Annotated in this window: 20 protein-coding genes; 10 read left to right on the top strand and 10 right to left on the bottom strand. The window is 71.6% G+C overall.

The features are described 5' to 3' along the window. Window positions 1-137: 137 nt before the first annotated feature. Both chpH and AB0Q90_RS25840 read left to right on the top strand, forming a co-directional pair. Complete coding sequence (gene chpH / locus AB0Q90_RS25845) at window positions 138-371, top strand: chaplin ChpH (RefSeq protein WP_363160874.1); 234 nt, start codon at window positions 138-140, stop codon at window positions 369-371. Window positions 372-485: 114 nt separating this feature from the next. Further along, entirely contained in the window at window positions 486-1427 is a 942-nt protein-coding gene (locus AB0Q90_RS25840; protein WP_363160873.1) for a chaplin, read from the top strand. 67 nt (window positions 1428-1494) lie between these two features. Here the strand turns inward: AB0Q90_RS25840 and AB0Q90_RS25835 are convergent, their stop codons facing one another. Beyond that, window positions 1495-1683, bottom strand: a complete 189-nt coding sequence (locus AB0Q90_RS25835) for a DUF5703 family protein (protein WP_030053310.1) — start codon at window positions 1681-1683, stop codon at window positions 1495-1497. 47 nt (window positions 1684-1730) lie between these two features. On the opposite strand from AB0Q90_RS25835, the gene AB0Q90_RS25830 reads away from it, so the two are divergent. Further along, on the top strand, window positions 1731-2465 hold the full coding sequence (locus AB0Q90_RS25830; RefSeq protein ID WP_363160872.1) for a hypothetical protein: 735 nt from the start codon (window positions 1731-1733) through the stop codon (window positions 2463-2465). A 68-nt stretch (window positions 2466-2533) separates the two neighbouring features. On the opposite strand, the gene AB0Q90_RS25825 is transcribed toward AB0Q90_RS25830, so the two are convergent. Then, a complete protein-coding gene (locus AB0Q90_RS25825; protein ID WP_363160871.1) occupies window positions 2534-4804 on the bottom strand; it encodes a helix-hairpin-helix domain-containing protein in 2271 nt (756 codons plus the stop codon). After that, window positions 4801-5784 (bottom strand): aldo/keto reductase, encoded by a 984-nt coding sequence (locus AB0Q90_RS25820; RefSeq protein ID WP_363160870.1) that lies wholly within the window; start codon window positions 5782-5784, stop codon window positions 4801-4803. The genes AB0Q90_RS25825 and AB0Q90_RS25820 overlap by 4 nt, the downstream gene beginning before the upstream one ends. 132 nt (window positions 5785-5916) lie before the next feature. Here AB0Q90_RS25820 and AB0Q90_RS25815 point away from each other — a divergent pair, with 132 nt between their 5' ends. After that, window positions 5917-6972, top strand: coding sequence for an LLM class F420-dependent oxidoreductase (locus AB0Q90_RS25815; RefSeq protein ID WP_363160869.1), 1056 nt, complete (start codon window positions 5917-5919; stop codon window positions 6970-6972). A 227-nt stretch (window positions 6973-7199) separates the two neighbouring features. Beyond that, entirely contained in the window at window positions 7200-7988 is a 789-nt protein-coding gene (locus AB0Q90_RS25810; protein WP_363160868.1) for a ferritin-like domain-containing protein, read from the top strand. A gap of 7 nt (window positions 7989-7995) precedes the next feature. On the opposite strand, the gene corA is transcribed toward AB0Q90_RS25810, so the two are convergent. Then, on the bottom strand, window positions 7996-8994 hold the full coding sequence (gene corA / locus AB0Q90_RS25805) for a magnesium/cobalt transporter CorA (protein WP_363160867.1): 999 nt from the start codon (window positions 8992-8994) through the stop codon (window positions 7996-7998). A 62-nt stretch (window positions 8995-9056) separates the two neighbouring features. On the opposite strand from corA, the gene AB0Q90_RS25800 reads away from it, so the two are divergent. From AB0Q90_RS25800 to mshC, 4 genes are all read left to right on the top strand, one after another. Further along, complete coding sequence (locus AB0Q90_RS25800; RefSeq protein ID WP_363160865.1) at window positions 9057-9743, top strand: histidine phosphatase family protein; 687 nt, start codon at window positions 9057-9059, stop codon at window positions 9741-9743. 69 nt (window positions 9744-9812) lie between these two features. Next, window positions 9813-10403 carry a DUF3090 domain-containing protein gene (locus AB0Q90_RS25795; protein ID WP_363160864.1) on the top strand — a complete coding sequence of 197 codons (591 nt, stop codon included), beginning with the start codon at window positions 9813-9815 and terminating at the stop codon, window positions 10401-10403. Continuing rightward, window positions 10400-11185: an SCO1664 family protein gene (locus AB0Q90_RS25790; RefSeq protein WP_363160863.1), complete on the top strand. Its 786-nt coding sequence runs from the start codon at window positions 10400-10402 to the stop codon at window positions 11183-11185. Before AB0Q90_RS25795 ends, AB0Q90_RS25790 begins: the two co-directional genes overlap by 4 nt. Before the next feature lie 98 nt (window positions 11186-11283). After that, window positions 11284-12513, top strand: coding sequence for a cysteine--1-D-myo-inosityl 2-amino-2-deoxy-alpha-D-glucopyranoside ligase (mshC, locus tag AB0Q90_RS25785; protein WP_363160862.1), 1230 nt, complete (start codon window positions 11284-11286; stop codon window positions 12511-12513). 87 nt (window positions 12514-12600) lie between these two features. On the opposite strand, the gene AB0Q90_RS25780 is transcribed toward mshC, so the two are convergent. Both AB0Q90_RS25780 and AB0Q90_RS25775 read right to left on the bottom strand, forming a co-directional pair. Beyond that, on the bottom strand, window positions 12601-13167 hold the full coding sequence (locus AB0Q90_RS25780) for a hypothetical protein (protein ID WP_363160861.1): 567 nt from the start codon (window positions 13165-13167) through the stop codon (window positions 12601-12603). A gap of 36 nt (window positions 13168-13203) precedes the next feature. Further along, window positions 13204-14934, bottom strand: coding sequence for a S8 family peptidase (locus AB0Q90_RS25775; protein WP_363160860.1), 1731 nt, complete (start codon window positions 14932-14934; stop codon window positions 13204-13206). Between the two features lie 293 nt (window positions 14935-15227). Here AB0Q90_RS25775 and AB0Q90_RS25770 point away from each other — a divergent pair, with 293 nt between their 5' ends. Continuing rightward, a complete protein-coding gene (locus AB0Q90_RS25770) occupies window positions 15228-16187 on the top strand; it encodes a superoxide dismutase (RefSeq protein WP_363160859.1) in 960 nt (319 codons plus the stop codon). A gap of 54 nt (window positions 16188-16241) precedes the next feature. Here AB0Q90_RS25770 and AB0Q90_RS25765 read toward each other — a convergent pair whose 3' ends face one another. The 4 genes from AB0Q90_RS25765 to glpK all read right to left on the bottom strand — a co-directional run bounded on the left by AB0Q90_RS25765 (window position 16242) and on the right by glpK (window position 21381). Beyond that, entirely contained in the window at window positions 16242-17216 is a 975-nt protein-coding gene (locus AB0Q90_RS25765) for a PAC2 family protein (protein ID WP_363160858.1), read from the bottom strand. Window positions 17217-17358: 142 nt separating this feature from the next. Continuing rightward, window positions 17359-18030 (bottom strand): FadR/GntR family transcriptional regulator, encoded by a 672-nt coding sequence (locus AB0Q90_RS25760; protein WP_363160857.1) that lies wholly within the window; start codon window positions 18028-18030, stop codon window positions 17359-17361. Window positions 18031-18142: 112 nt separating this feature from the next. Further along, window positions 18143-19759 carry a glycerol-3-phosphate dehydrogenase/oxidase gene (locus AB0Q90_RS25755; protein WP_363160856.1) on the bottom strand — a complete coding sequence of 539 codons (1617 nt, stop codon included), beginning with the start codon at window positions 19757-19759 and terminating at the stop codon, window positions 18143-18145. A 77-nt stretch (window positions 19760-19836) separates the two neighbouring features. Then, complete coding sequence (glpK, locus tag AB0Q90_RS25750; RefSeq protein WP_363160855.1) at window positions 19837-21381, bottom strand: glycerol kinase GlpK; 1545 nt, start codon at window positions 21379-21381, stop codon at window positions 19837-19839. Window positions 21382-21405: the final 24 nt, after the last annotated feature.

Here is a 21405-nt window from a genome sequence, read left to right as displayed (position 1 = left end):
ACTTCAATAATCGCCCGCCCGTGCGGAATTGACTGAGAAGAGTGAATGCGACCATAAGCTCGTAGCTCCATTACTCCCTCCTCGTTACTGGTGATGCGATCCGCTACTTGGGATCGCATTGCCAACAAGGAGGAATAATGATCAAGAAGGTCGTCGCTGCTGCGGCTGCCACTGGTGGTCTGGTTCTCGCGGGTGCGGGCATGGCCGTCGCCGACGCCGGTGCTCAGGGTGCCGCCGTGCACTCCCCGGGTGTTCTGTCCGGCAACGTCGTTCAGGTTCCCGTGCACGTCCCGGTGAACGTCTGCGGCAACACGGTCTCCGTGATCGGGCTGCTGAACCCCGCCTTCGGCAACACCTGCATCAACAAGTGACGCTGCCTTTCTGAGGTTTCGTCCACGCCGTCGGTCCCGGAGCGCACGCCATGCGCTCCGGGACCGACCGGTCTTTTCGCGTGGGTCTAGAGGGGGAAGGCAGGGAATTCAGCAATGCGACAGGTCACCCGCAAGGGCCTGATGACCGTGGCGGCGGCGACCGGCGTGATCGCCGCCGCGGGCGGCACCGCCCACGCCGACTCGGGTGCGAGCGGCTCCAGTTCGAACTCGCCCGGCGTCCTGTCGGGCAACACGGTGCAGGCACCGGTGCATGCGCCGGTGAACGCCTGCGGCAACAGCGTCAACGTCGTCGGGATCCTGAACCCGGCGTTCGGCAACACCTGCGTCAACCATGGGGGCGGCAACGGGTCGCACGGGGGGTACGGCGACTCCGGCGGCCACGGTGGCTCCGGGGGCGCGCACTCCGGCGGACACGCCACCGACTCGCCCGGCGTCGGATCCGGCAACCACGTGGAGGTGCCGGTCCACGCCCCGGTGAACGTCTGCGGCAACAGCGTCAACGTCGTCGGGATCGGCAACTACACGACGGACAACGACTGCTCCAACGGCGGTGGATCGGGCGGGGGTTCGGGCGGGGGTTCGGGCGGCGGTTCAGGTGGGGGGAACCACACTCCGCCGGGAGGGGGCAGCCATGAGACGCCGCCCGGGACGGGGGAGCAGCCGGGTGGTCCCGGCAATCCGGGGGGACCGGAGAATCCGGGTGGACCTGACAACCCGGACAACCCCGGTAACCCGGATAACCCTGGTAACCCCGGTAATCCCGTGGAGCCCCCGCGCTCCGACACCCCTGGTTCGCCGGGCACCACCCCGGGCGGTCCGGGAACCCCGGGCACCCCACCCGCCTCGGGCGACCTGACCCCGGACGGCTCCTCGCCCGTCGACCGGCCGGGAGCCCAGTCCGTCACCCAGCCCCAGGGCGGTGCCGCGCTCGCCGCCACCGGCAGCGAGCTGCCGCTGGGCCTCGCCCTCCCCGTGGGTGCGGGCGCGCTGTTGGCGGGCGCCGTGCTCTACCGCAAGGCACGCGCCTCGGCGTAGCGAACCGGACACGATACGGAGCGGGCCCCGCCTCAGGCGGGGCCCGCTCCGTATCCGGCCGTCCTGCTCACCACGTGGCGCGCACCTGGCGGATGATCCTCCGGCGCAGCCGCACCTTGCGGCTTCCGTCGCGCAGCAGGCTCAGTCGGTCCAATTCCCAGTGTCCGTACTCGGCATGGTCCGTCAGCAGGCGTGTGGCGTCCTTGCGGGAGACCCCGCGCGGTACGTACACGTCGACAAATTCGTATTCCGGCATCGCATCTATTGTGCGGGCTGGGGCCCGGTACGGATAGCGTCTGCACTATGTCTGATGCTGCGCAGCCCACCGCTGCCGAGGTACGCGCCGCCGCCGAGGCGATCAAGGCCGCGCTCGACCGCCACCTGGCCGCGGTCGAACGCAGGTCGGGTGAGGACGACCCGGCCGTCTACGAGGCGTTCAACCAGCTGGCCACGGCCGCAGAGGCGTACGACGAGCTGCTCTACGACCGCTACGACGAGGTCACGCCCTTCGAGATCCCGGGGTCGGACGACGCCCTGCCGCCGTACACCGGACCCGAGGAGCCGAACGCGCTGAGCGTGCTGATCCGGCGCGACTACGCCGTGGTGGAGCCGCAGCGGCTGCTGGCGCAGGCCCAGCGGGTCGAGGCCGCGGACTACGACGAGGGCGCGGACGGCGAGACCGCCGGCACGGTCCACGGGGCGCTGGGCATCCTGTTCGGCGAGTTCGAGCCGGACGAGATCGCCTCCCGGCACAAGGAGTTCGGTCTTGAGGAGGGCGACTCCACGCTGTGGGTGACCGCGGCGGACGAGCCGGCCGATCCCGGCGAATGGCTGGAGACGCCGTTCGAGCAGGTCGACCCGCAGCGGGTGGTGTGCCGCTTCGACGTCAGCGCGGTGTTCGACGACGACCTCGACGCGGAGGACTCCGTGGACGAGGAGGACGACGAAGAGGACGAAGAGGGCGAGGACGACGACCTCGACGCGGATCTGGACGAGGACGAGGACCTGGAGCCGCTCGACGCGGAAGGCCGGCGCTGAGCTGAGGCGGGGACGGCGGCGTCACGGAGTCCTTCCGTGACGCCGCCGTCCTGTGTGCCGTAGCGGGTTCAGGGGGTTGCGGGCACCTGTGGGCGGAGCAGTGCCGGCAGCCGGGTGGTGCGGGGCTTCGGCGGGATCTCGGCCACCGCCCTGGGCAGCGCCTGTTCCACGCCGTGCACCACCGACAGATGCCGCTCGGCCCGCCCGAACGCGGTGTAGACCCATGGGCGGCTGAGCGCCGCCGCCGCGTCACCGGGCAGCACGACCACCACCGCGGGCCACCGCCCGCCCACGGCCTGGTGCGCGGTGAGCGCCCACCCGTGCCGCACGCTCTGCTCCACCCGCTCCTTCGGTACGACGACGGAGTCGCCCGCGCAGGACAGGTGCAGCCCGTCGGCGTCGGCCTTCACCACGCGGCCCGGCACCGTACGTCCCGGCGCGGGGGAGTAGGCGATCCGGTCGCCCGGGTCGAAGCCGCCGAAGCGGCCGGGGCCGGGGTTGAGCCGTTCCTTCAGCGCCGCGTTGAGCGCGCGGGTGCCGGCCGCGCCACCGTGTCCCGGAGTGATCACCTGGGTCTCCTCCGCCGGGACGCCGATCGCCCTGGGCACGGAGTCCGCGACGAGCTGCACCGTCCGGTGCACGGCCTCACCCGCGTCCCGCACCGGCACGATCACGACCTCCTTGCCGGGGGCCTCGACCTGGGTCAGCTCGCCCACGCCGATCCCGGAGACCAGCTCGCCCAGCGGACCGGGGTCCGGCAGCCGGGAGGCGATCTGCGGGCAGATCCGCGCCGCCAGCAGATCCGCGAACACCCGCCCGGGACCCGCCGACCACAGCACGCCGGGGTCCCCGGCCAGCACCAGCCGCGCCCCGTCCGGCAGCGACTCCGCGAGCAGCGCGGCCGTCTCGACATCGAGCTGAGGTGCGTCGAGCACGACGAGGAGATCGAGGTCCAACGCGCCGTCGGTGTCCCGCCCGGGGCCCTCGGCACCGGACAGGAGCCCGCTCACGGTGGCCGCGCCCGGCCCGTCCCCGGCCAGGGCCGCGAACCGGTCCCGGCCCAGCGGACCGTGGGCGGCGGCCCAGGCGCGCAGCCCGAGACCGTGGGCCGCGCGCAGCAGTGCCGCCGGTTCGGCCAGGGCGGCGGCCCCGCCGGTGTGCAGGACCAGCCCGTGCCCCGCGACCGCGCGGATCAGATCACCGGCGGAACCGTCGGCCGCGGCAGCGGCGGCCTCCCACTCCTCCGCCGAACCGTCCTGCTTCGGCACCGAGTTGACCAGTCGGCCCAGACCGTCGGCGAGGCTCTCCTCGGCGAGGGCGTACCGCTCAAGTCCGACGAGGACCCGCACCGGGCGCTCCTCGTCCGCGTCCTCCTCCCCGTCCGCCGCGGCCGGGGCGTCGTCCAGGGCGTCCTGGAAGACCAGGGCCTCGCCCTCGGAGATCGCGCTCTGCACGGCCGCGTCCGGATCGGGCACGCCCCGCTGGGTGAGCGCGGCGGTGAGCGCCGGCATCTCCAGGGCGGTGTGCCCGGCGAGCGCGGCCTGCTCCAACAGCCAGCCGGTGACGGCCCGCCCGCGCCGCTCGTCCTGCGGACCGCACTCCGCGCCGAGCAGCGCCCGCGCGAACCCGTCGGCCTGCTCGGGCCGTACGCCGCCGACCCGCAGCAACTGCCAGGGGTCGGCCCGCAACTGGTCGTCGGCGCCCTCGCCGAGGGCCGCGGCGACCTGCGGTGCGAGCGCGTCCGGGGCACCGCCCTCGGTCAGCACGCGCCGTACCCCCTCGACGGCCTCCGGCGCGGGAGCCGCGGGAGCGTCCACCGCCACGGGCTGCGCCCGGCGCACCGGCTCCGGCGCGGGCCGCCGGGGCGCGGCGGGCTCGCTGAAGACGGTGGCCGCGGGCTTCGCACCGCTCTCCACGGCCCGGACGGCCGCCAGCAGATCGGCGGCGGTCCCACTGAGCTTGGCCCCGGCCTCCACCGGACTCTTCTTCTCGGCCTTCCGCCGCTCGATCCGCTCCCGCTCAACCCGCTGCGCGGCAAGCTCGGCCGCAGCCTCGGACAACTGGGCGGAACCACCACCTTCGGAGGCCTCGGCGCCGCCGGAGTCGCTGGTTTGGGCGGCCTGGCCGGTGTCGTCGCCCTCGGCCTGGGACGCCTGCGCTGCGCCGTCGTCCTCGCGCGCTGCCGCCTGTGCCGCGCCCTCGCCTTCCGCCTCAGGCTCCGGGGCGACGTCCTCGCCCGTGGACGCCCCCGTCGAGCCCCCGCCCCCCGCGGTGTCACCGTCGGCAGCGGCCGGCGGTTCCGGCTCGGTGTCCTCCGTGTGGTCGGGCTCCGTGCTCACAGCGTGCTCCAGTCGTGATCGGGATAGCGGTGCACGGGCGCCGACACATCGTCCAGCGCCCGGCAGATCTCGTCAGGAAGACTAAGGGCCTCCACTGACAATGCCGCCGTGAGCTGCTGCGCGTTGCGCGCGCCGACGATGGGCGCGCTCACGCCGGGCCGGTCGCGGACCCAGGCGAGGGCCACCTGGAGCGGGGTCACGGCGAGCCCGTCCGCCGCGGTCTGCACGGCGTCCACGATCCGGCTCGCCGTGTCGTCGAGGTAGGGCGCGACAAAGGGCGCGAGGTGCTCGGAGGCGCCGCGGGAGTCGGGCGGCGTGGCGTTGCGGTACTTGCCGGTGAGGACGCCTCGGCCGAGCGGCGAGGAGGGCAGCAGCCCGATGCCGAGGTCGAGCGCGGCGGGCAGCACCTCGCGCTCGACACCGCGCTGGAGCAGGGAGTACTCCAGCTGCGTGCTCGCCAGCCGGGTACGGGTGCCGGGCGCCGCCAGCTGCCAGGTCGCCGCCTTGGCGAGCTGCCAGCCGCAGAAGTTGGAGACACCGGCGTAGCGGGCGCGGCCGCTGCTGACCGCGAGGTCGAGCGCCTGGAGGGTCTCCTCCATCGGGGTGTCCGGGTCGAAGGCGTGCACGTGCCACACGTCGACGTAGTCCGTGCCGAGCCGGGCGAGCGAGGCGTCCAGGGCGGCCAGCAGATGTCCCCGGGAGCCGTCGAACCGGCGGTCCGGATCGGGCACGCTGCCCGCCTTGGTCGAGATGACCAGGTCCCGGCGCGGCACGAGCCCTTCTATGAGCCGTCCGAGCAGATACTCGGCCTCGCCGTCGCCGTACACGTCGGCCGTGTCGACGAGTGTGCCCCCGGCTTCCCAGAACGTCTTCAAGAGGTCCGCGGCGTCGTGCTCGTCGGTGTCCCTGCCCCAGGTGAGGGTGCCGAGTCCGATACGGGACACACGAAGGCCGGTCCGGCCGAGATGCCTCTGTTCCATGGACGCCGAGATTACTGGCCAGAACCTGTCGCGTGGGTGCCTGTGGATAACCGGTTCCCACTCCGCACAGGCCGTCGTGGGCGCGCTATGGTCTCCGCACAGGGACGTTACTGACCAGTAAGGGGATCGGCCATGCAGCTCGGGATCAACCTCGGCTACTGGGGCGCCGGAATGGACGGGGACAACCTCGCCGTCGCCCAGGAAGCCGACCGGCTCGGCTACGCCGTCTGCTGGGCCGCCGAGGCCTACGGCTCGGACGCCGCCACCGTGCTCAGCTGGGTCGCCGCCCAGACCGAGCGCATCGATGTCGGCTCGGCCATCTTCCAGATCCCGGCCCGTCAGCCGGCGATGACCGCCATGACGGCCGCCACCCTCGACTCCCTCTCCGGCGGCCGCTTCCGCCTCGGCCTCGGCGTCTCCGGCCCGCAGGTCTCCGAGGGCTGGTACGGCGTCAAGTTCGACAAGCCGCTCTCCCGTACCCGCGAATACGTCGAGATCGTGCGTAAGGCGATGAGCCGCGAGCGCCTGAGCCACGACGGCGAGCACTGGACGCTGCCCCTCCCGGGCGGCCCGGGCAAGCCCATCAAGCTGACCGTGCACCCCACGCGCGAGCACATCCCGCTGTACATCGCCGCGATCGGCCCGAAGAACCTCGAACAGACCGGCGAGATCGCCGACGGCGCGCTGCTGATCTTCCCCTCCGCCGACCACCTGGAGGACACCGCGATCAAGTACCTGCGCGCGGGCCGCGAGAAGGCCGGCAAGACCCTCGACGGCTTCGACGTCTGCCCGACCCTCCCGCTCGCCCTCGGCGACGACAAGGACGTGGCGGCCCTCGCCGACACCTTCCGCCCCTACACCGCGCTGTACGTCGGCGGCATGGGCAGCCGCAAGCAGAACTTCTACAACCAGCTCGCCCAGCGCATGGGTTACGAGAAGGAAGCCGCCGAGATCCAGGACAAGTACCTGTCCGGCGACAAGCAGGGCGCGGCGGCCGCCGTTCCGCACGACCTGATCGACAAGACGACGCTGCTGGGCTCCGTGGACCGCATCGCGGACCGGATGAAGAGCTACGCCGCGGCCGGTGTCACGACCCTGACCCTCGCCCCCGCGGGCTTCACGCTCGACGAGCGCCTCGCCGCGCTCCGCGCCGGCACCGAGGCCCTGGAGCGGGCCGGACTGGCGTAACGGACGGCGGGGAAGTTTCTGCGGCCGTGGTGGGGGCTCGGGGGTCTTCCCCGCCACGGCCGTCACGCAGAACAACGCGCGCGAGGCCGCGCGGTTACGCCCCCGGGCGACTCCTTGGGTCCTCCTTTTGGCGGAGTTGTCCGACACAACTGTTGCAGCACCTCTCTCGCCGCATTTGACTCGTTCTTTGCGGAGTCCCCGCGGAGTCCCGCAGAGAGGTGCTCACGATGCTTTCGGCCAAGAGTCTGTTCCAGGAGATCCTCGACAACGACGAGTCCTTCGCCCTGTTCTGCTCCATCGCCGCGAGCGGGGAGTCCCAGGGCGGCTGGGAGAACGCCCGCATCGCCGCGCTCGTCCCCGAGAGCGAGCGCGCACTCGCCCCCAAGATCACCCGGCACGGCGCCGACGAGGACAAACACGGGCGGATCTTCAACGCCCTGATGAAGAAGCGCGGCATCGAGCCCGTCCCCGTCCCGCCCGAGACCGACTACACGATGCTGCTGGAGAAGCACGGCATCGGCCTCGCGCACGAGAAGCTCAAGGGTGAGGAGCCGCTGACGGTGCAGGACATCGTCACCTACCTCGCCCACAGCCGGGTCACCGAGCAGCGCGCCTCGGAGGAGATGGAGCTGCTGCGCAAGCACTTCGCGGACCACCCCGACCTCGGCCGCGCGGTCAAAATGATCTCCAACGACGAGGACAACCACCTCGCCTACTGCCACGAGGAACTGCTGCGCTTCGCCCACGCCGGCCACGGCCGCGCGATCCAGCAGACCCTGCGGGAGTGCGCGCTGGCGGAGATCCGCATCTACCGGGACGTCAGCCTCGCGGTCATGGCCCACATGGGACGCATCCTCGGCTGGCCGAGGGCGAAGTCGGCGACGCTCGCGGCGGGCATCCACGCGGTGTACGCCTGGGAGCGCGCCGCGGGCTGGCGGCGGATGGTGTCGCTGAAGATGCCGGAGCGCCGTGACGCCCTGGGCGGCCCGGCGACCTCGGCCCCCGAGTTCGCCTGACCGCCGCCTACAGCCAGCCCCGGCTCTTGAACAGCCGGAACAGCAGAACTTCCAGGGCGGCCATGGCCAGGATCAGCGCCGGATACGACCACACCCAGTGCAGTTCCGGCATGTGGTCGAAGTTCATGCCGTAGATCCCCGCGACCATCGTGGGGACCGCGGCCATGGCCGCCCACGCGGAGATCTTCCGCATGTCGTCGTTCTGCCGGACGCTCATCTGCGCCAGGTGCGCCGAGAGGATGTCGGAGACCAGCCGGTCCAGGCTCTCGACGGACTCGTTCACGCGCGTGAGGTGGTCGCTGACGTCACGGAAGAACGGCTGTGCCTTCTCGTGCACGAAGGGCACCCGGACGCCGAACAGTCCGCCGCCCGCCAGCCGGGCCAGCGGCTGGGCCAGCGGGCCCGTGGCCCGGCGGAACTCCAGGACCTGCCGCTTGAAGTTGTAGATCCGGGAGGCCGCGTGCCGCGAGCCGCCGCCGGTCGGCGAGAACACCTCCGCCTCCAGCTCCTCCAGGTCGGTGCCCAGTTCGTCCGCCACGTCCACGTAGTGGTCGACGACCGCGTCGGCGATCGAGTACAGCACCGCCGTAGGGCCGTGCCGGAGCATCTCGGGCTCGTCCTCCAGCCGGTGCCGTACGGCAGCCAGGGGCGCCTCCTCGCCGTGCCGTACGGTCACCACGAACGAGTCGCCGATGAAGACCATGACCTCGCCGGAGGAGACGATGTCGCTCTTGGGCTCGTAGCCGACCGGCTTGAGGACCATGAACAGCGAGTCGTCGTACACCTCCAGCTTGGGGCGCTGATGGGCCTTCAGAGCGTCCTCGACGGCCAGCGGGTGCAGCCCGAACTCCTCGGTGACCTGGTCGAACTCGGCCTCCGTGGGCTCGTACAGCCCGATCCAGACAAAGGCGTTGCCGCCCACGCGGCACTGCGCCAGGGCGTCGGAGAAGTCCTTGGGCCCCTCGGTCCGCAGCCCGTCGCGGTAGATGGCGCAGTCGACGATCACGGAGCGTATTCTCCCGCCCTCCGGTCCCGGGCGCACCCCGGCGAACGCCTACCCTTGGCGGCATGCCCACGCTGATCCTGGTAAGGCACGGACGTTCCACCGCCAACACCGAGGGCCTGCTCGCCGGACGGATGCCCGGCATCGCCCTCGACGAGCGAGGGGCCGCGCAGGCCGCCGAACTGCCCGGGCGGCTCGCCGGGCTGCCGATCTCCGAGGTCGTCAGCAGCCCCTTGCAGCGCTGCCTGGAGACCCTCCGGCCACTGCTCGACGCCCGGCCGGAACTCACCCCCCACACCGACGAGCGGATCGGGGAGTGCGACTACGGCGACTGGTCCGGCCGCAAGCTCTCCGAACTGGGGGACGAGCCGCTGATGGAGGTCGTGCAGGCCCACCCGTCGGCCGCGGCCTTCCCCGGCGGTGAGTCGATGCGGGCGATGCAGACCCGCGCGGCCGAGGCCGTACGCGAGTGGAACGCGCGCGTGGAGCGCGACCACGGCGCCGACGCCGTGTACCTGATGTGCTCGCACGGCGACATCATCAAGTCCCTCGTCGCGGACGCACTCGGACTTCATCTGGACCTCTTCCAGAGGATCGCCGTGGAACCGTGTTCCATCACCGCGATCCGCTACACACGACTGAGGCCGTTCCTCGTCCGCCTCGGCGACACCGGTGACTTCGCGTCCCTGGTGCCGCGCGAGGAACCTCCGGCCGGCGACGCCCCGGTAGGGGGCGGTGCGGGCGCACCGTGATCGTCGGGCGCAGTAGGGTGAAGCGGTCGAACCAGCACCGCACTCTCACGATTCCAATGGAGACAGGACGTGTCCCGTCAGGTGTTCCTCTACGACCCGCCGGAGCGTTTCGTGGCCGGCACGGTCGGACTGCCCGGACGCCGTACGTTCTTTCTCCAGGCCTCCGCCGGCTCCCGGGTGACCAGCGTGGCCCTGGAGAAGACACAGGTGGCCGCGCTCGCCGAGCGCATGGACGAACTGCTGGACGAGGTCGTACGCCGTAGCGGCGGCAGCGCGGCCGTGCCCGCCATGGCGCCCACGGAGGTCGCCGACACCGCCCCCCTCGACACCCCGATCGAGGAGGAGTTCCGGGTCGGCACCATGGCGCTGGCCTGGGACGGCGACGAGCAGCGCATGATCGTCGAGGCGCAGGCGCTCGTCGAGCTCGACGCCGAGTCCGAGGAGGACCTCGCCGAGGCCGAGGAACGGTTGCTGCAGGACGAGGAGAACGGCCCCCCGATGCTGCGGGTCCGGCTCACCGGCGCGCAGGCCCGGGCCTTCGCCAAGCGTGCCCTGGACGTCGTCAACGCCGGGCGGCCGCCGTGCCCGCTGTGCAGCCTGCCCCTGGACCCGGAGGGACACGTATGTCCGCGCCAGAACGGATACCGCCGCGGAGCATGACCTCGGCGGAACTGCTCACCGAGGGCGAGCTGACCGTGCGCGGACGCATCCGTGAGGCATCCAACGCCGCTCTGTTCTGCACGGTCGCGCACAAGGGCCGGGAAGCGTCCTGCATCTACAAGCCGGTCGCCGGCGAGCGGCCCCTGTGGGACTTCCCCGACGGCACCCTCGCCGAGCGCGAGGTCGCCGCGTACGCCGTCTCCGAGGCGACCGGCTGGGGGCTCGTGCCGCCCACCGTGCTGCGGGACGGGCCGTACGGCGAGGGGATGGTCCAGCTGTGGATCGAGGCCGTCCCCGAGGCCGAACTACTCGCCCTGGTGGAAGCCGAGGAGCCCGAACCCGGCTGGAAGGCGATCGGCCTCGCCGAGGTCGGCGAGGGGCGGACCGCCCTGCTGGTGCACGCCGACGACGACCGGCTGCGACGCCTCGCCGTCCTCGACGCCGTGATCAACAACGCCGACCGCAAGGGCGGCCACCTGCTGCCGGACGCCGAAGGGCACCTCTACGGCATCGACCACGGCGTCACCTTCAACGTCGAGAACAAGCTGCGCACCCTGCTGTGGGGCTGGGCGGGGGAGTCCCTGACCGGCGAGGCGGTCGAGGCGCTCAAGGGCCTGCGTGAGGCGCTGGAGCCGGACGGCACGCTCACCACGACCCTGGCCGCTCTGATCACCGCGGCGGAGATCGACGCCACACGCGCGCGTGTCGAGGCGCTGCTCACCTCCGGCAGACATCCCGAGCCGAGCGGGGAGTGGCCCGCGATCCCCTGGCCACCGGTGTAGCGCCAAGCACACGGGCCGGTGACACGCAAGAGCGCCTTCCCGGCCATCCGGCCCGGTCCGGTTCGTATATGGAACGTCGGTCCGGTTACGCTCATGACATGTATGCCTGGCCCGCTTCTGAGGTCCCCGCCCTGCCCGGCAAGGGCCGCGACCTCCGGATCCACGACACCGCGACCGGCGGCCTCGTCACCGTCGCCCCCGGTCCTGTCGCCCGTCTCTACGTCTGCGGCATCACTCCGTACGACGCGACCCACATGGGACATGCGGCGACCTACAACGCGTTCGACCTCGTGCAGCGCGTGTGGCTCGACACCAAGCGGCAGGTCCACTATGTGCAGAACGTCACCGACGTCGACGATCCGCTGCTGGAGCGGGCCGAGCGCGACGGCATCGACTGGGTGGCCCTCGCCGAGAAGGAGACCGCCCTCTTCCGCGAGGACATGACCGCCCTGCGCATGCTGCCCCCGCAGCACTACATCGGCGCCGTCGAGGCGATACCCGGCATCGTGCCGCTCGTCGAGCGGCTGCGGGACGCGGGCGCCGCCTACGAGCTCGACGGCGACATCTACTTCTCCGTCGAGGCCGACCCGAACTTCGGCACGGTCTCGAACCTCGACGCCGCCGCGATGCGGCTGCTGTCCGCCGAGCGCGGCGGCGACCCGGACCGGCCGGGCAAGAAGAACCCGCTCGACCCGATGCTGTGGATGGCCGCCCGCGAGGGCGAGCCCAGCTGGGACGGCGGCTCCCTCGGCCGCGGGCGCCCCGGCTGGCACATCGAGTGCGTCGCCATCGCCCTCGACCACTTCGGCATGGGCTTCGACGTCCAGGGCGGCGGCTCCGACCTCGCCTTCCCGCACCACGAGATGGGCGCCTCGCACGCCCAGGTGCTCACTGGCGAGTTCCCCATGGCCAAGGCCTACGTCCACGCCGGCATGGTCGCCCTGCACGGCGAGAAGATGTCCAAGTCCAAGGGCAACCTGGTCTTCGTCTCCACGCTGCGCCACGACGGCGTCGACCCGGCCGCCATCCGGCTCGCGCTCCTGTCCCACCACTACCGGGCCGACTGGGAGTGGACCGACCAGGTGCTGCAGGACGCCCTCGATCGTCTCGGCCGGTGGCGCGCGGCCGTGTCCCGCCCCGACGGCCCGTCCGCCGAGGCGCTCGTGGAGGAGATCCGCGACGCCCTTGCGAACGACCTGGACGCCCCGGCCGCGCTCGCCGCGGTCGACCGCTGGGCGGCGCTCCAGCAGGAGCGTGGCGGCACGGACGAGAGCGCCCCCGGCGTCGTGTCGCGCGCGGTGGACGCCCTGCTCGGCGTGGCGCTGTAGGACAGCCGACAAGGAGAGGGGCGCTTCCTTCCTGGGAAGGAAGCGCCCCCTGCTTTCAACTGCCGGTCACCCGGCGGACGGTCGGGCTCAGAAGAACTTCTGGACCCGGATGCTGCGCAGGATGTGCGGTGAGTTGGTGTCCCAGATGCCGATCACCTGGTGGCCGAACGCGAAGGCCTCCTGCACCTCGTCGTGGGCCTGCGGCGTCGGGTTGATGAGGACCTTCAGCTGCTGCGCCGGGGGCAGGTTCGCGATCCGCAGGTAGATCGCGCGCGGCTGTCCCGGAAGCGGGTGCACGATGTCGATGTACCCGTTTGCCAGGCCGGCGGCGAGCGGCTGCGCCTGGACCTGCTGCTGCGCCTGCTGGACGGCCGCCTGCACGACCTGCTGGAGCTGCTGCTGCGTCTGCTGCTCGGCCTGCTGCGCCTGCTGCTCGACCTGCGCCCCGTAGGGCTGCTGCCCCATCTGCTGAAGCAGCTGCTGGTACGGCTGCTGCTGGCCGAGCTGCTGGAGCTGCTCCAGCGAGCCGCCCATGCTGCCGAACGGCTGCTGCTGGCCGTAGCCCTGCTGGCCGTACGGCTGCTGTTGCTGCTGGTACGGCGACGTGCTCGGGAACTGCTGTCCCAGTTGACTCATCTGCGGGGTGGTGCTCATGCGGGTGCCACCTTCCCTTGATGTCATGGGCTTGCGTCAGCCGGTGATCACCAGGCCGACGATCTCGTCGTCCGAGAACCACACCCGGACGTCGGGCCGTCCGCCCGCGAAGGCGGAGTGCACCGCCTGGCGGATCTCGGGGGACGGGTTGTTCAGGTTCCGCCAGCCACCGGCCACGAACAGCCGGAGCCTCGGCGGGAGTTCACGCGGGTACGGCAGGAGCTCGTCCCAGTAACGCTCGGCCTGGCCCGAGCCGACCGCGTGCGGCAGCAGATGGGTCACCGCTGCCTTGATGTCGGGCCGGCTGCCGATCCGCTGCGAAGCCGGCCGGCCCGGCGCGTCCTGCTGGGGCGAACCGGTCGCCCGCAGTACCGCGCGGGCACGTTCGGGGGACATGGCGCTCTGGCCGGCCGCCTTGAGCATGCCCTGCAGCGCGGCCAGTGCGCCGACCACCACCGGGGAGGCGGAGGAGGTCCCCGAGAACGTGTCCGTGTACCAGGCGATCTCCTCGGGGCCACCCTGCAGATCGCCGGGCCTGTCCCAGAAGCCGCCGGTGGTCGTGACCTCGCGTCCCCAGCCCTGCGCGTCCACACGCGAGCCGTAGTTGGAGAACGCCAGCCGCGACCGGTCCGGTCCGTGGTCCCGGCCGTGCGTGCCGGGCGGCGGAGCGCCCGCGCCGACCATGACGGCACCGGAGGACTGGTTGGACGGGTTGAACGGGTTGCGCCACCACTCCGGGAATCCGTCCGGGCGGCGCTCGTAGACCGCGTCGTCCAGCGACTCGCCGCCGTTGCCCGCGGCCGCCACCACGATCACACCCCGGGCGGTGGCGTTGCGGACGGCCGCGAAGTCGTCCGGCCACCATTCGAGGGCGACGTAGCCGCGCTGGTCGTCGCGTTCGGCGAACTCGAACCGGGGCCCCGGGCGGTGGAGTTCGACCAGCACGATGTCGCCGGGGCCGAGCCGCTCCGCCGCCGCGTGGATCGCGGCCGCGGTGCCCACGCCCTGGAAGGACGCGGCGGCGGTCACCGCGTCCGGCACGACGCCGTGCACGCCGTACTCGTTGCGGTCGCCGCCGATCACGCCGATGACGGCGGTGCCGTGGTTGCGCCAGGCGAGGTCGTTGACCGGGGTGCCGACGACGACGCCGGACAGCTTGGCGGTGAGGTCCTCGTGGCCCAGCTGCCAGGCGCCCTCCACGTCGATCACCGTCACGCCCTGACCGGTCCCGCCGGGCCGCTGCCAGGCCCAGTGGGCGTCGATCCCCTCGGGCCCGGGCCCCAGATATCCCTGGCGGCTGCTGAAGTCGGGGGTGACCGGCGCACCCTCCTTCAACCGCTTCTCCTGCGGGCCCAGTTGCCCGAGGGCGGCCGGTACGGGGCCCGGTTTCACATATGCCGTGTCGATGCCGGGCAGCGCGGCGATGCGCGAGCGCAGCTCCGCGGCCCGGGTCGCCCCGCCGCGCACCCGGTAGAAGAGCGCGAGGTCGGGCACGTTCTCCGTGTCGGCCGGCGCGGACTGCTGCAGGCGTTCCTCGCTGCCGAACAGCGGTTCCAGGGCGAGCTGTTCGTCGTCGAGGAACATGTTGAGGGCCGACACATCGGCGCCCGCGGCCGACCGTACGCCCTCGGTCCGCGCGCGCAGCCGGGCCTCGGGACGGGCGACGACGATCAGTTCCTGCTCGGCTCCTCGGTAGGTGAATCCCGCTCCGTCGGGCCCCGGCCCGGACGCCCCCGGGCCCTGCGCCGGCTGTACCTGGTCGGTCATCGGGTACCGCTCCCTTCGGTCCGTGCGGGTGGTCGCCTTCGTGGGACAACCAAGCACGCCCGCGGCGGCTCGTCCAGAGCGTTTTCGTCAACTTGGTTTGAAAACAAGTTGAATTGGGCAACGTGTGCAATCCGGCCTGAAACAGATGTCACGACGCAATCCGGCCAGATGCTGTCGAGACGCTGTCGAACAACTGACTGATGCTGTGGCCGGCGCAGCGCATGTGATGGGGTGGAGCGGTAGTTGACCGCTGGACCGGGCAACTGCCGGTCCCCTTCGCGGAAGGACTTCCCGTGGCACCCACACACGGTTCCTTCGCACATCCCCTGACCCGCCGCGGACTGCTCGCCGCAGGCGCGGTCGCGGCCGGCGCGGCCCTGGTCGGCACACCCGCCGAGGCCGCCTCCGGGCCCGCCGTGATCGCCCTGCCCAACGGCTTCCGCCCGGAGGGCATCACGATCGGCGGCGGACCGTACGCCTACCTCGGCTCCCTCGGCGACGGCTCCATCTACCGCGCCGATCTGCGCACCGGGGTGGGCGGCATCGTCTCGGCCGGCCCCGGCACACCCTCGGTCGGGCTCAAACTCGACGACCGGGGACGGCTGTTCGTCGCCGGACGCGGCCAGGGCGCCCGCGTCGTGGACGCCCGCAGCGGCGAGATCCTCGCCTCGTACGTCCTCAGCACCGCCACCCCCACCTTCGCCAACGACGTGTTCCTGACCCCGCGCGCGGCCTGGTTCACCGACTCCTACCGGCCGGCGCTGTACGTCCTCCCGCTCGGCTGGCACGGTGAACTGCCGGACGCGGACGACATCGTGACGATCACCCTGGGCGGCGCCTGGAGCCAGGTGCCCGGCGAGGTCGTGAACGCCAACGGCATCACCCGCACCCCGGACGGCTCGGCGCTGCTCGTGGTGCAGTCCGGGGTCGGCGCCCTGCACCGGGTGGACCCGCGCACCGGGGTCACCGAACTCGTCGACCTCGGCGACGCGGCACCCCTGACCAACGGCGACGGACTGCTGCTGATCGGGCGGACCCTGTACGTCGTGCAGAACCGGCAGAACGCCATCGACGTCTTCGCCCTGGCCGCCGGCGGCCGCAGCGGAGTCTTCCGGCGCCGCATCACCGACCCGGCCTTCGACGTGCCGACGACGGTGGCCGCGTACCGGGGCCGGCTCTACCTGCCCAACGCGCGGTTCACCACGACACCGACGCCACAGACGTCGTACGACATCGTCTCGGTGCCCCGGTGACGGCCGAGGGCGGTGCGCACCCGCGCACCGCCCTCACCCTTGCCTCACTCGGGGTCAGTCCTCCGACGAATCCTCGTCCTCCGGACCCGGCTTCGGCGGCTTCGGCGGGCGGGTCAGACCGCTGGGGTTGTCCCGCAGATAGGTGCCGTCCCCGCCGTCCGTCGCATGGCCGCCGGGCGACGGGCTGCCGCCGTCCCGGCGCCGCAGATAGCGCTCGAACTCGCGGGCGATGGCCTCGCCCGACGCCTCGGGCAGCTCGGCGGTGTCCCGGGCCTCCTCCAGCGTCTGCACGTACTCGGCGACCTCGCTGTCCTCGGCGGCCAGTTGGTCCACGCCGACCTGCCAGGCGCGCGCGTCCTCGGGCAGTTCGCCCAGCGGGATGCGCACGTCGATCAGGTCCTCAAGACGGTTCAGCAGGGCCAGCGTCGCCTTCGGGTTGGGCGGCTGCGAGACGTAGTGCGGCACGGCCGCCCACAGGCTGACGGCCGGCACGCCCGCGTGCGTGCACGCCTCCTGGAGAACACCGACGATGCCCGTGGGGCCCTCGTACTTGGTCTCCTCCAGGTCCATCCGGCGGGCCAGGTCCGCGTCCGACGTGGTCCCGCTGATCGGCACCGGACGTGTGTGCGGGGTGTCACCGAGCAGGGCGCCCAGGATGACCACCAGCTCCACGCCGAGTTCGTGTGCAAAACCGAGCAGCTCGTTGCAGAACGAGCGCCAGCGCATGGACGGTTCGATACCGCGGACCAGCACCAGATCGCGCGGCTTCTCACCGCCGACCCGGACCACCGACAACCTTGTCGTCGGCCACGTGATCTTCCGCACACCCGCGTCCATCCACACCGTGGGCCGGTTGACCTGGAAGTCGTAGTAGTCCTCGGCGTCCAGCGCCGCGAACACCTCGCCCTTCCACTCCCTGTCCAGATGTGCGACCGCGGCGGAGGCGGCGTCGCCGGCATCGTTCCAGCCCTCGAACGCGGCCACCATGACTGGGTCGATCAGCTCGGGAACTCCCTCCAGCTCGATCACCCAGCGCCTCCTTCCGACGTGCCCTCGCCTGACGAACCAACCTTACGGCGTGCGACGGGGGCGCCCGCAGCCCCCTTGCACGGGGGAGTGAACGGATCACTGCCCCGATCGCCACCCCGGAACACCCCCCGTGCGGTGCTGCTCACAACGCGGCCCTCAGCCACTGTTCCACGCTCGCGATGTGCACGGTCGCCCAGGAACGGGCCGCCTCCGCATCCCGGTCGCGCAGCGCGGCGAGGATCGCCCGGTGCTCGCGCAACGTGCGTTCGACCGCGTCCTCCTGGGTGAGTCCGCGCCAGATCCGGGCCCGGGTGGTCGGCCCCGACAGGCCGTCGAGCAGGGAGCACAGCACCGAGTTCCCGGAGCTCTGCACGATGCCCCGGTGGAACTCCAGATCGCAGGCGACGAGTTCCTCCGCCGAAGGCGCGGCGCCCAGCGCGTCCAACCGGTCCGACAGCGCGTCCAGCTGCCGCTCGCTGATCCGGGCGGCCGCCAGCGCGGTGGCGGCCGGCTCCAGGATGCGGCGCACCGCCAGGAACTCCAGCACCGTGTCGTCGCGGTGGAAGTCCACGACGAAGCTCATCGCCTCCAGCAGCAGCTGCGGATCGAGGCTGGTTACATAGGTGCCGTCGCCCTGCCGTACGTCCAGGATCCGGATCAGCGACAGCGCACGCACGGCCTCCCGCAGCGAGTTCCGCGACAACCCCAGCTCCGCGGCGAGCTCGCTCTCCTTCGGCAGCCGGTCCCCGGGCCGCAACGCACCGGAGACGATCATCCCCTTGATCTTCTCGATCGCCTCGTCGGTGACTGCCATGGTGGTGCCTCCCGTGTGCTCAGACATCCGATGTATCAGCACATTATGGAGCCACACGGCACCCGAAAGGGGCGGCTCCGTCGGCAGGGAGCCGCCCCTTTCGCGTACAGACCTACTTCTTGTCCAGGAGGTCCTGAACCTTCCCGCGGACCTCGTCCGTGGCCAGGCCGCGGATCGTCAGCGTCGTACGGCGGCGCAGCACGTCGTCCGCCGTCTCGGCCCACTCGTTGTCGCGGGCGTAGACGACCTGCGCCCAGATCTCGGGGGCGTCGGGGTGGACGCGCTGGGCGAGTTCGGGGTTGTCGTTGGCCAGCCGGGCGATGTCGAAGGCCAGGGACCCGTAGTGGGTCGCCAGGTGCTTCGCGGTGTCCGCCGCCATGCGCGGGCCCGGCGCCGGGTGGTCGACGAGCAGCCGGTGCGCGACCGCGCGCGGGTTGGCGACACCCGGCAGCGGCAGCTTCTTCGGCAGCGAGGAGATCGGCTCGAAGTCGTCGCCCAGCGGGTGGCCCGGCAGCGCCTCCAGCTTCTGCATCACCGTACGGCCGATGTGCCGGAAGGTGGTCCACTTGCCGCCCGCGACGGACAGCATCCCGCCCTTGCCCTCGGTCACCACCGTCTCGCGCTTGGCCTTGGCCGTGTCACCGGGGCCGCCCGGCAGCACCCGCAGACCCGCGAAGGCGTAGGTGATCAGATCCCGGTCCAGCTGCTGGTCGCGGATGGAGAAGGCGGCCTCGTCCAGGATCTGGGCTATGTCCTTGTCGTTGACCGCGACATCCGCCGGGTCGCCCTCGAACTCCTCGTCCGTGGTGCCCAGCAGGAGCATGTCCTCCCAGGGCAGGGCGAAGGTGATGCGGTACTTGTCGATCGGGGTGGCGAGCGCCGCCTTCCACGGCGAGGTCCGCTTCAGGACCAGATGCGCGCCCTTCGACAGCCGGATCGACGGCGCCGCATCGGGGTCCTCCATTCGACGCAGGTGGTCCACCCACGGACCGGTCGCGTTGAGCACGAGGCGGGCGTTCACGCCGAACTCGTCACCGGAGAGCCGGTCGCGCAGCTCCGCGCCGGTCACCCGGCCCTTGGTGAAGCGCAGGCCGCTCACCTCGGCGTGGTTGAGGACGACCGCGCCCGCCTCGACGGCCGCGCGGACCGTCATCAGCGCCATGCGCGCGTCGTTCATCTGGTCGTCGCCGTAGACGGCCACGGCCTTGAGGTTCTCGGTGCGCAGCTCGGGCACGTCCTGCGCCGCCTTCGCGGGGGACAGGAGGTGACCGACGCCGTCACCGAACGCGGAGAGCGCGGAGTAGGCGAAGACACCCGCTCCGAGCTTCGCCGCGCCGTGCGGCCCGCCCTTGTACACGGGGAGGTAGAAGGTGAGCGGGTTCGCCAGGTGGGGGGCCACCTGGCGGGAGACCGCACGGCGCTCGAAGTGGTTCTCCGCCACCAGCTTCACCGCGCCGGTCTGCAGGTAGCGCAGACCGCCGTGGAGCAGCTTGGAGGAGGCGGAGGAGGTGGCACCGGCGAAGTCGCCGGCGTCGACCAGGGCCACCCTGAGGCCGGACTGCGCGGCGTGCCAGGCGGTGGAGATGCCCAGGATGCCGCCGCCGATGACGAGGAGGTCGTACGACGCCTTGGAGAGCTGCTCCCTGGTCTCGGCGCGGCTCGGGTTGGAGCCGGAGGCCGGGCGCGTCCCCAGGGCAGGCACGGACTTCAGGGTGGACTGACTGGTCATTTCGGGTTCTTACTCCTCATCAGAGCGTGTGGCAGAGCTCGCCGGGGAGCTCGCCGTCGAGCTCCCCGTGGCTCTCGTCAGTGCTCGTCTTCGTCGTCGATCCAGCCCATGGTCCGGTCGACGGCCTTGAGCCAGTTCTTGTACTCGCGGTCGCGGGTCTCCGCGTCCATGTGGGGGGTCCACTCGGCAGCCCGGCGCCAGTTGGCGCGCAGTTCGTCCGTGCTGGACCAGAAGCCGACGGCGAGGCCGGCGGCGTAGGCGGCACCGAGGCAGGTGGTCTCGGCGACCATCGGGCGCACCACGGGGGCGTCCAGGACGTCCGAGAGCGTCTGCATCAGCAGGTTGTTGGAGGTCATGCCGCCGTCGACCTTCAGTGTCACCAGCTCGTCGCCGGAGTCCTTGACCATGGCGTCGGCGATCTCCCGGGTCTGCCAGGCGGTCGCCTCCAGGACAGCGCGCGCGAGGTGCGCCTTGGTGACGTACCGGGTCAGGCCGGCGATCACACCGCGGGCGTCGGAGCGCCAGTGCGGGGCGAACAGGCCGGAGAAGGCCGGCACGAAGTAGGCGCCGCCGTTGTCCTCGACCGAGAGCGCGAGCGTTTCGATCTCGGCCGCGGTGGAGATCAGGCCCATCTGGTCGCGCATCCACTGCACCAGCGAGCCGGTGACGGCGATCGAGCCCTCCAGCGCGTACACGGTCGGCTGGTCGCCGATCTTGTAGCCGACCGTGGTCAGCAGGCCCGCGTAGGAGTTGATGATCTTGTCACCGGTGTTCATCACCATGAAGGTGCCGGTGCCGTACGTGGACTTGGTCTCGCCCTCGGAGAAGCAGGTCTGGCCGAACAGGGCCGCCTGCTGGTCGCCGAGCGCCGAGGCGACCGGGATGCCGCCGAGCAGCTCGCCCAGCTTGCCGCCGGTGACCTCGCCGTAGACCTCGGCGGAGGAGCGGATCTCCGGGAGGATCGCCAGCGGGACGCCGATGGACTCGGCGATCTTGTCGTCCCACTCCATGGTGTGGAGGTTCATCAGCATGGTGCGGGAGGCGTTGGTGACGTCGGTGACGTGCTTGCCGCCGTTGACGCCGCCGGTCAGGTTCCAGATGACCCAGGTGTCCATGGTGCCGAAGAGGATGTCGCCCGCCTCGGCGCGCTCCCGCAGGCCCTCGACGTTGTCGAGCAGCCAGCGGGCCTTCGGACCGGAGAAGTAGGACGCGAGCGGCAGGCCCGTCTCCCGGCGGAAACGGTCCTGGCCGACGTTGCGGCCGAGCTCCTTGCAGAGCGAGTCGGTGCGGGTGTCCTGCCAGACGAGGGCGTTGTGGACGGGTTCACCGGTGTTCTTGTCCCACAGCACGGTGGTCTCGCGCTGGTTGGTGATACCGATGGCCTTGATGTCGTCGCGGGTGATGCCGGCCTTCTCGATGGCCCCGGCGACGACCTCCTGGACGTTGGTCCAGATCTCGGTGGCGTCGTGCTCGACCCAGCCCGGCTTGGGGAAGATCTGCTCGTGCTCCTTCTGGTCGACGGAGACGATACGGCCGTCGCGGTCGAAGACGATGCAGCGGGAAGAGGTGGTGCCCTGGTCGATGGCTGCGATGAACGGGCCGGCGGTGTGGGCGTCGGTCACTGTGTGCTCCTGAAGTTCCGTGGA

This window comes from Streptomyces sp. NPDC079141, from assembly GCF_040686775.1.
Classification (GTDB): Bacteria; Actinomycetota; Actinomycetes; order Streptomycetales; family Streptomycetaceae; genus Streptomyces.
Note: the sequence above shows the minus strand (reverse complement) of the source record. Positions and strands in the feature narration are given on the sequence as shown.

Excerpts from the sequence above, each read along its gene's own strand:
- chpH (WP_363160874.1), top strand. The coding sequence starts at position 138 with ATGATCAAGAAGGTCGTCGCTGCTGCGGCTGCCACTGGTGGTCTGGTT.
- AB0Q90_RS25840 (WP_363160873.1), top strand. The coding sequence starts at position 486 with ATGCGACAGGTCACCCGCAAGGGCCTGATGACCGTGGCGGCGGCGACC.
- AB0Q90_RS25835 (WP_030053310.1), bottom strand. The coding sequence starts at position 1,683 with ATGCCGGAATACGAATTTGTCGACGTGTACGTACCGCGCGGGGTCTCC.
- AB0Q90_RS25830 (WP_363160872.1), top strand. The coding sequence starts at position 1,731 with ATGTCTGATGCTGCGCAGCCCACCGCTGCCGAGGTACGCGCCGCCGCC.
- AB0Q90_RS25820 (WP_363160870.1), bottom strand. The coding sequence starts at position 5,784 with ATGGAACAGAGGCATCTCGGCCGGACCGGCCTTCGTGTGTCCCGTATC.
- AB0Q90_RS25815 (WP_363160869.1), top strand. The coding sequence starts at position 5,917 with ATGCAGCTCGGGATCAACCTCGGCTACTGGGGCGCCGGAATGGACGGG.
- AB0Q90_RS25810 (WP_363160868.1), top strand. The coding sequence starts at position 7,200 with ATGCTTTCGGCCAAGAGTCTGTTCCAGGAGATCCTCGACAACGACGAG.
- AB0Q90_RS25800 (WP_363160865.1), top strand. The coding sequence starts at position 9,057 with ATGCCCACGCTGATCCTGGTAAGGCACGGACGTTCCACCGCCAACACC.
- AB0Q90_RS25790 (WP_363160863.1), top strand. The coding sequence starts at position 10,400 with ATGACCTCGGCGGAACTGCTCACCGAGGGCGAGCTGACCGTGCGCGGA.
- mshC (WP_363160862.1), top strand. The coding sequence starts at position 11,284 with ATGTATGCCTGGCCCGCTTCTGAGGTCCCCGCCCTGCCCGGCAAGGGC.
- AB0Q90_RS25780 (WP_363160861.1), bottom strand. The coding sequence starts at position 13,167 with ATGAGCACCACCCCGCAGATGAGTCAACTGGGACAGCAGTTCCCGAGC.
- AB0Q90_RS25775 (WP_363160860.1), bottom strand. The coding sequence starts at position 14,934 with ATGACCGACCAGGTACAGCCGGCGCAGGGCCCGGGGGCGTCCGGGCCG.
- AB0Q90_RS25760 (WP_363160857.1), bottom strand. The coding sequence starts at position 18,030 with ATGGCAGTCACCGACGAGGCGATCGAGAAGATCAAGGGGATGATCGTC.
- AB0Q90_RS25755 (WP_363160856.1), bottom strand. The coding sequence starts at position 19,759 with ATGACCAGTCAGTCCACCCTGAAGTCCGTGCCTGCCCTGGGGACGCGC.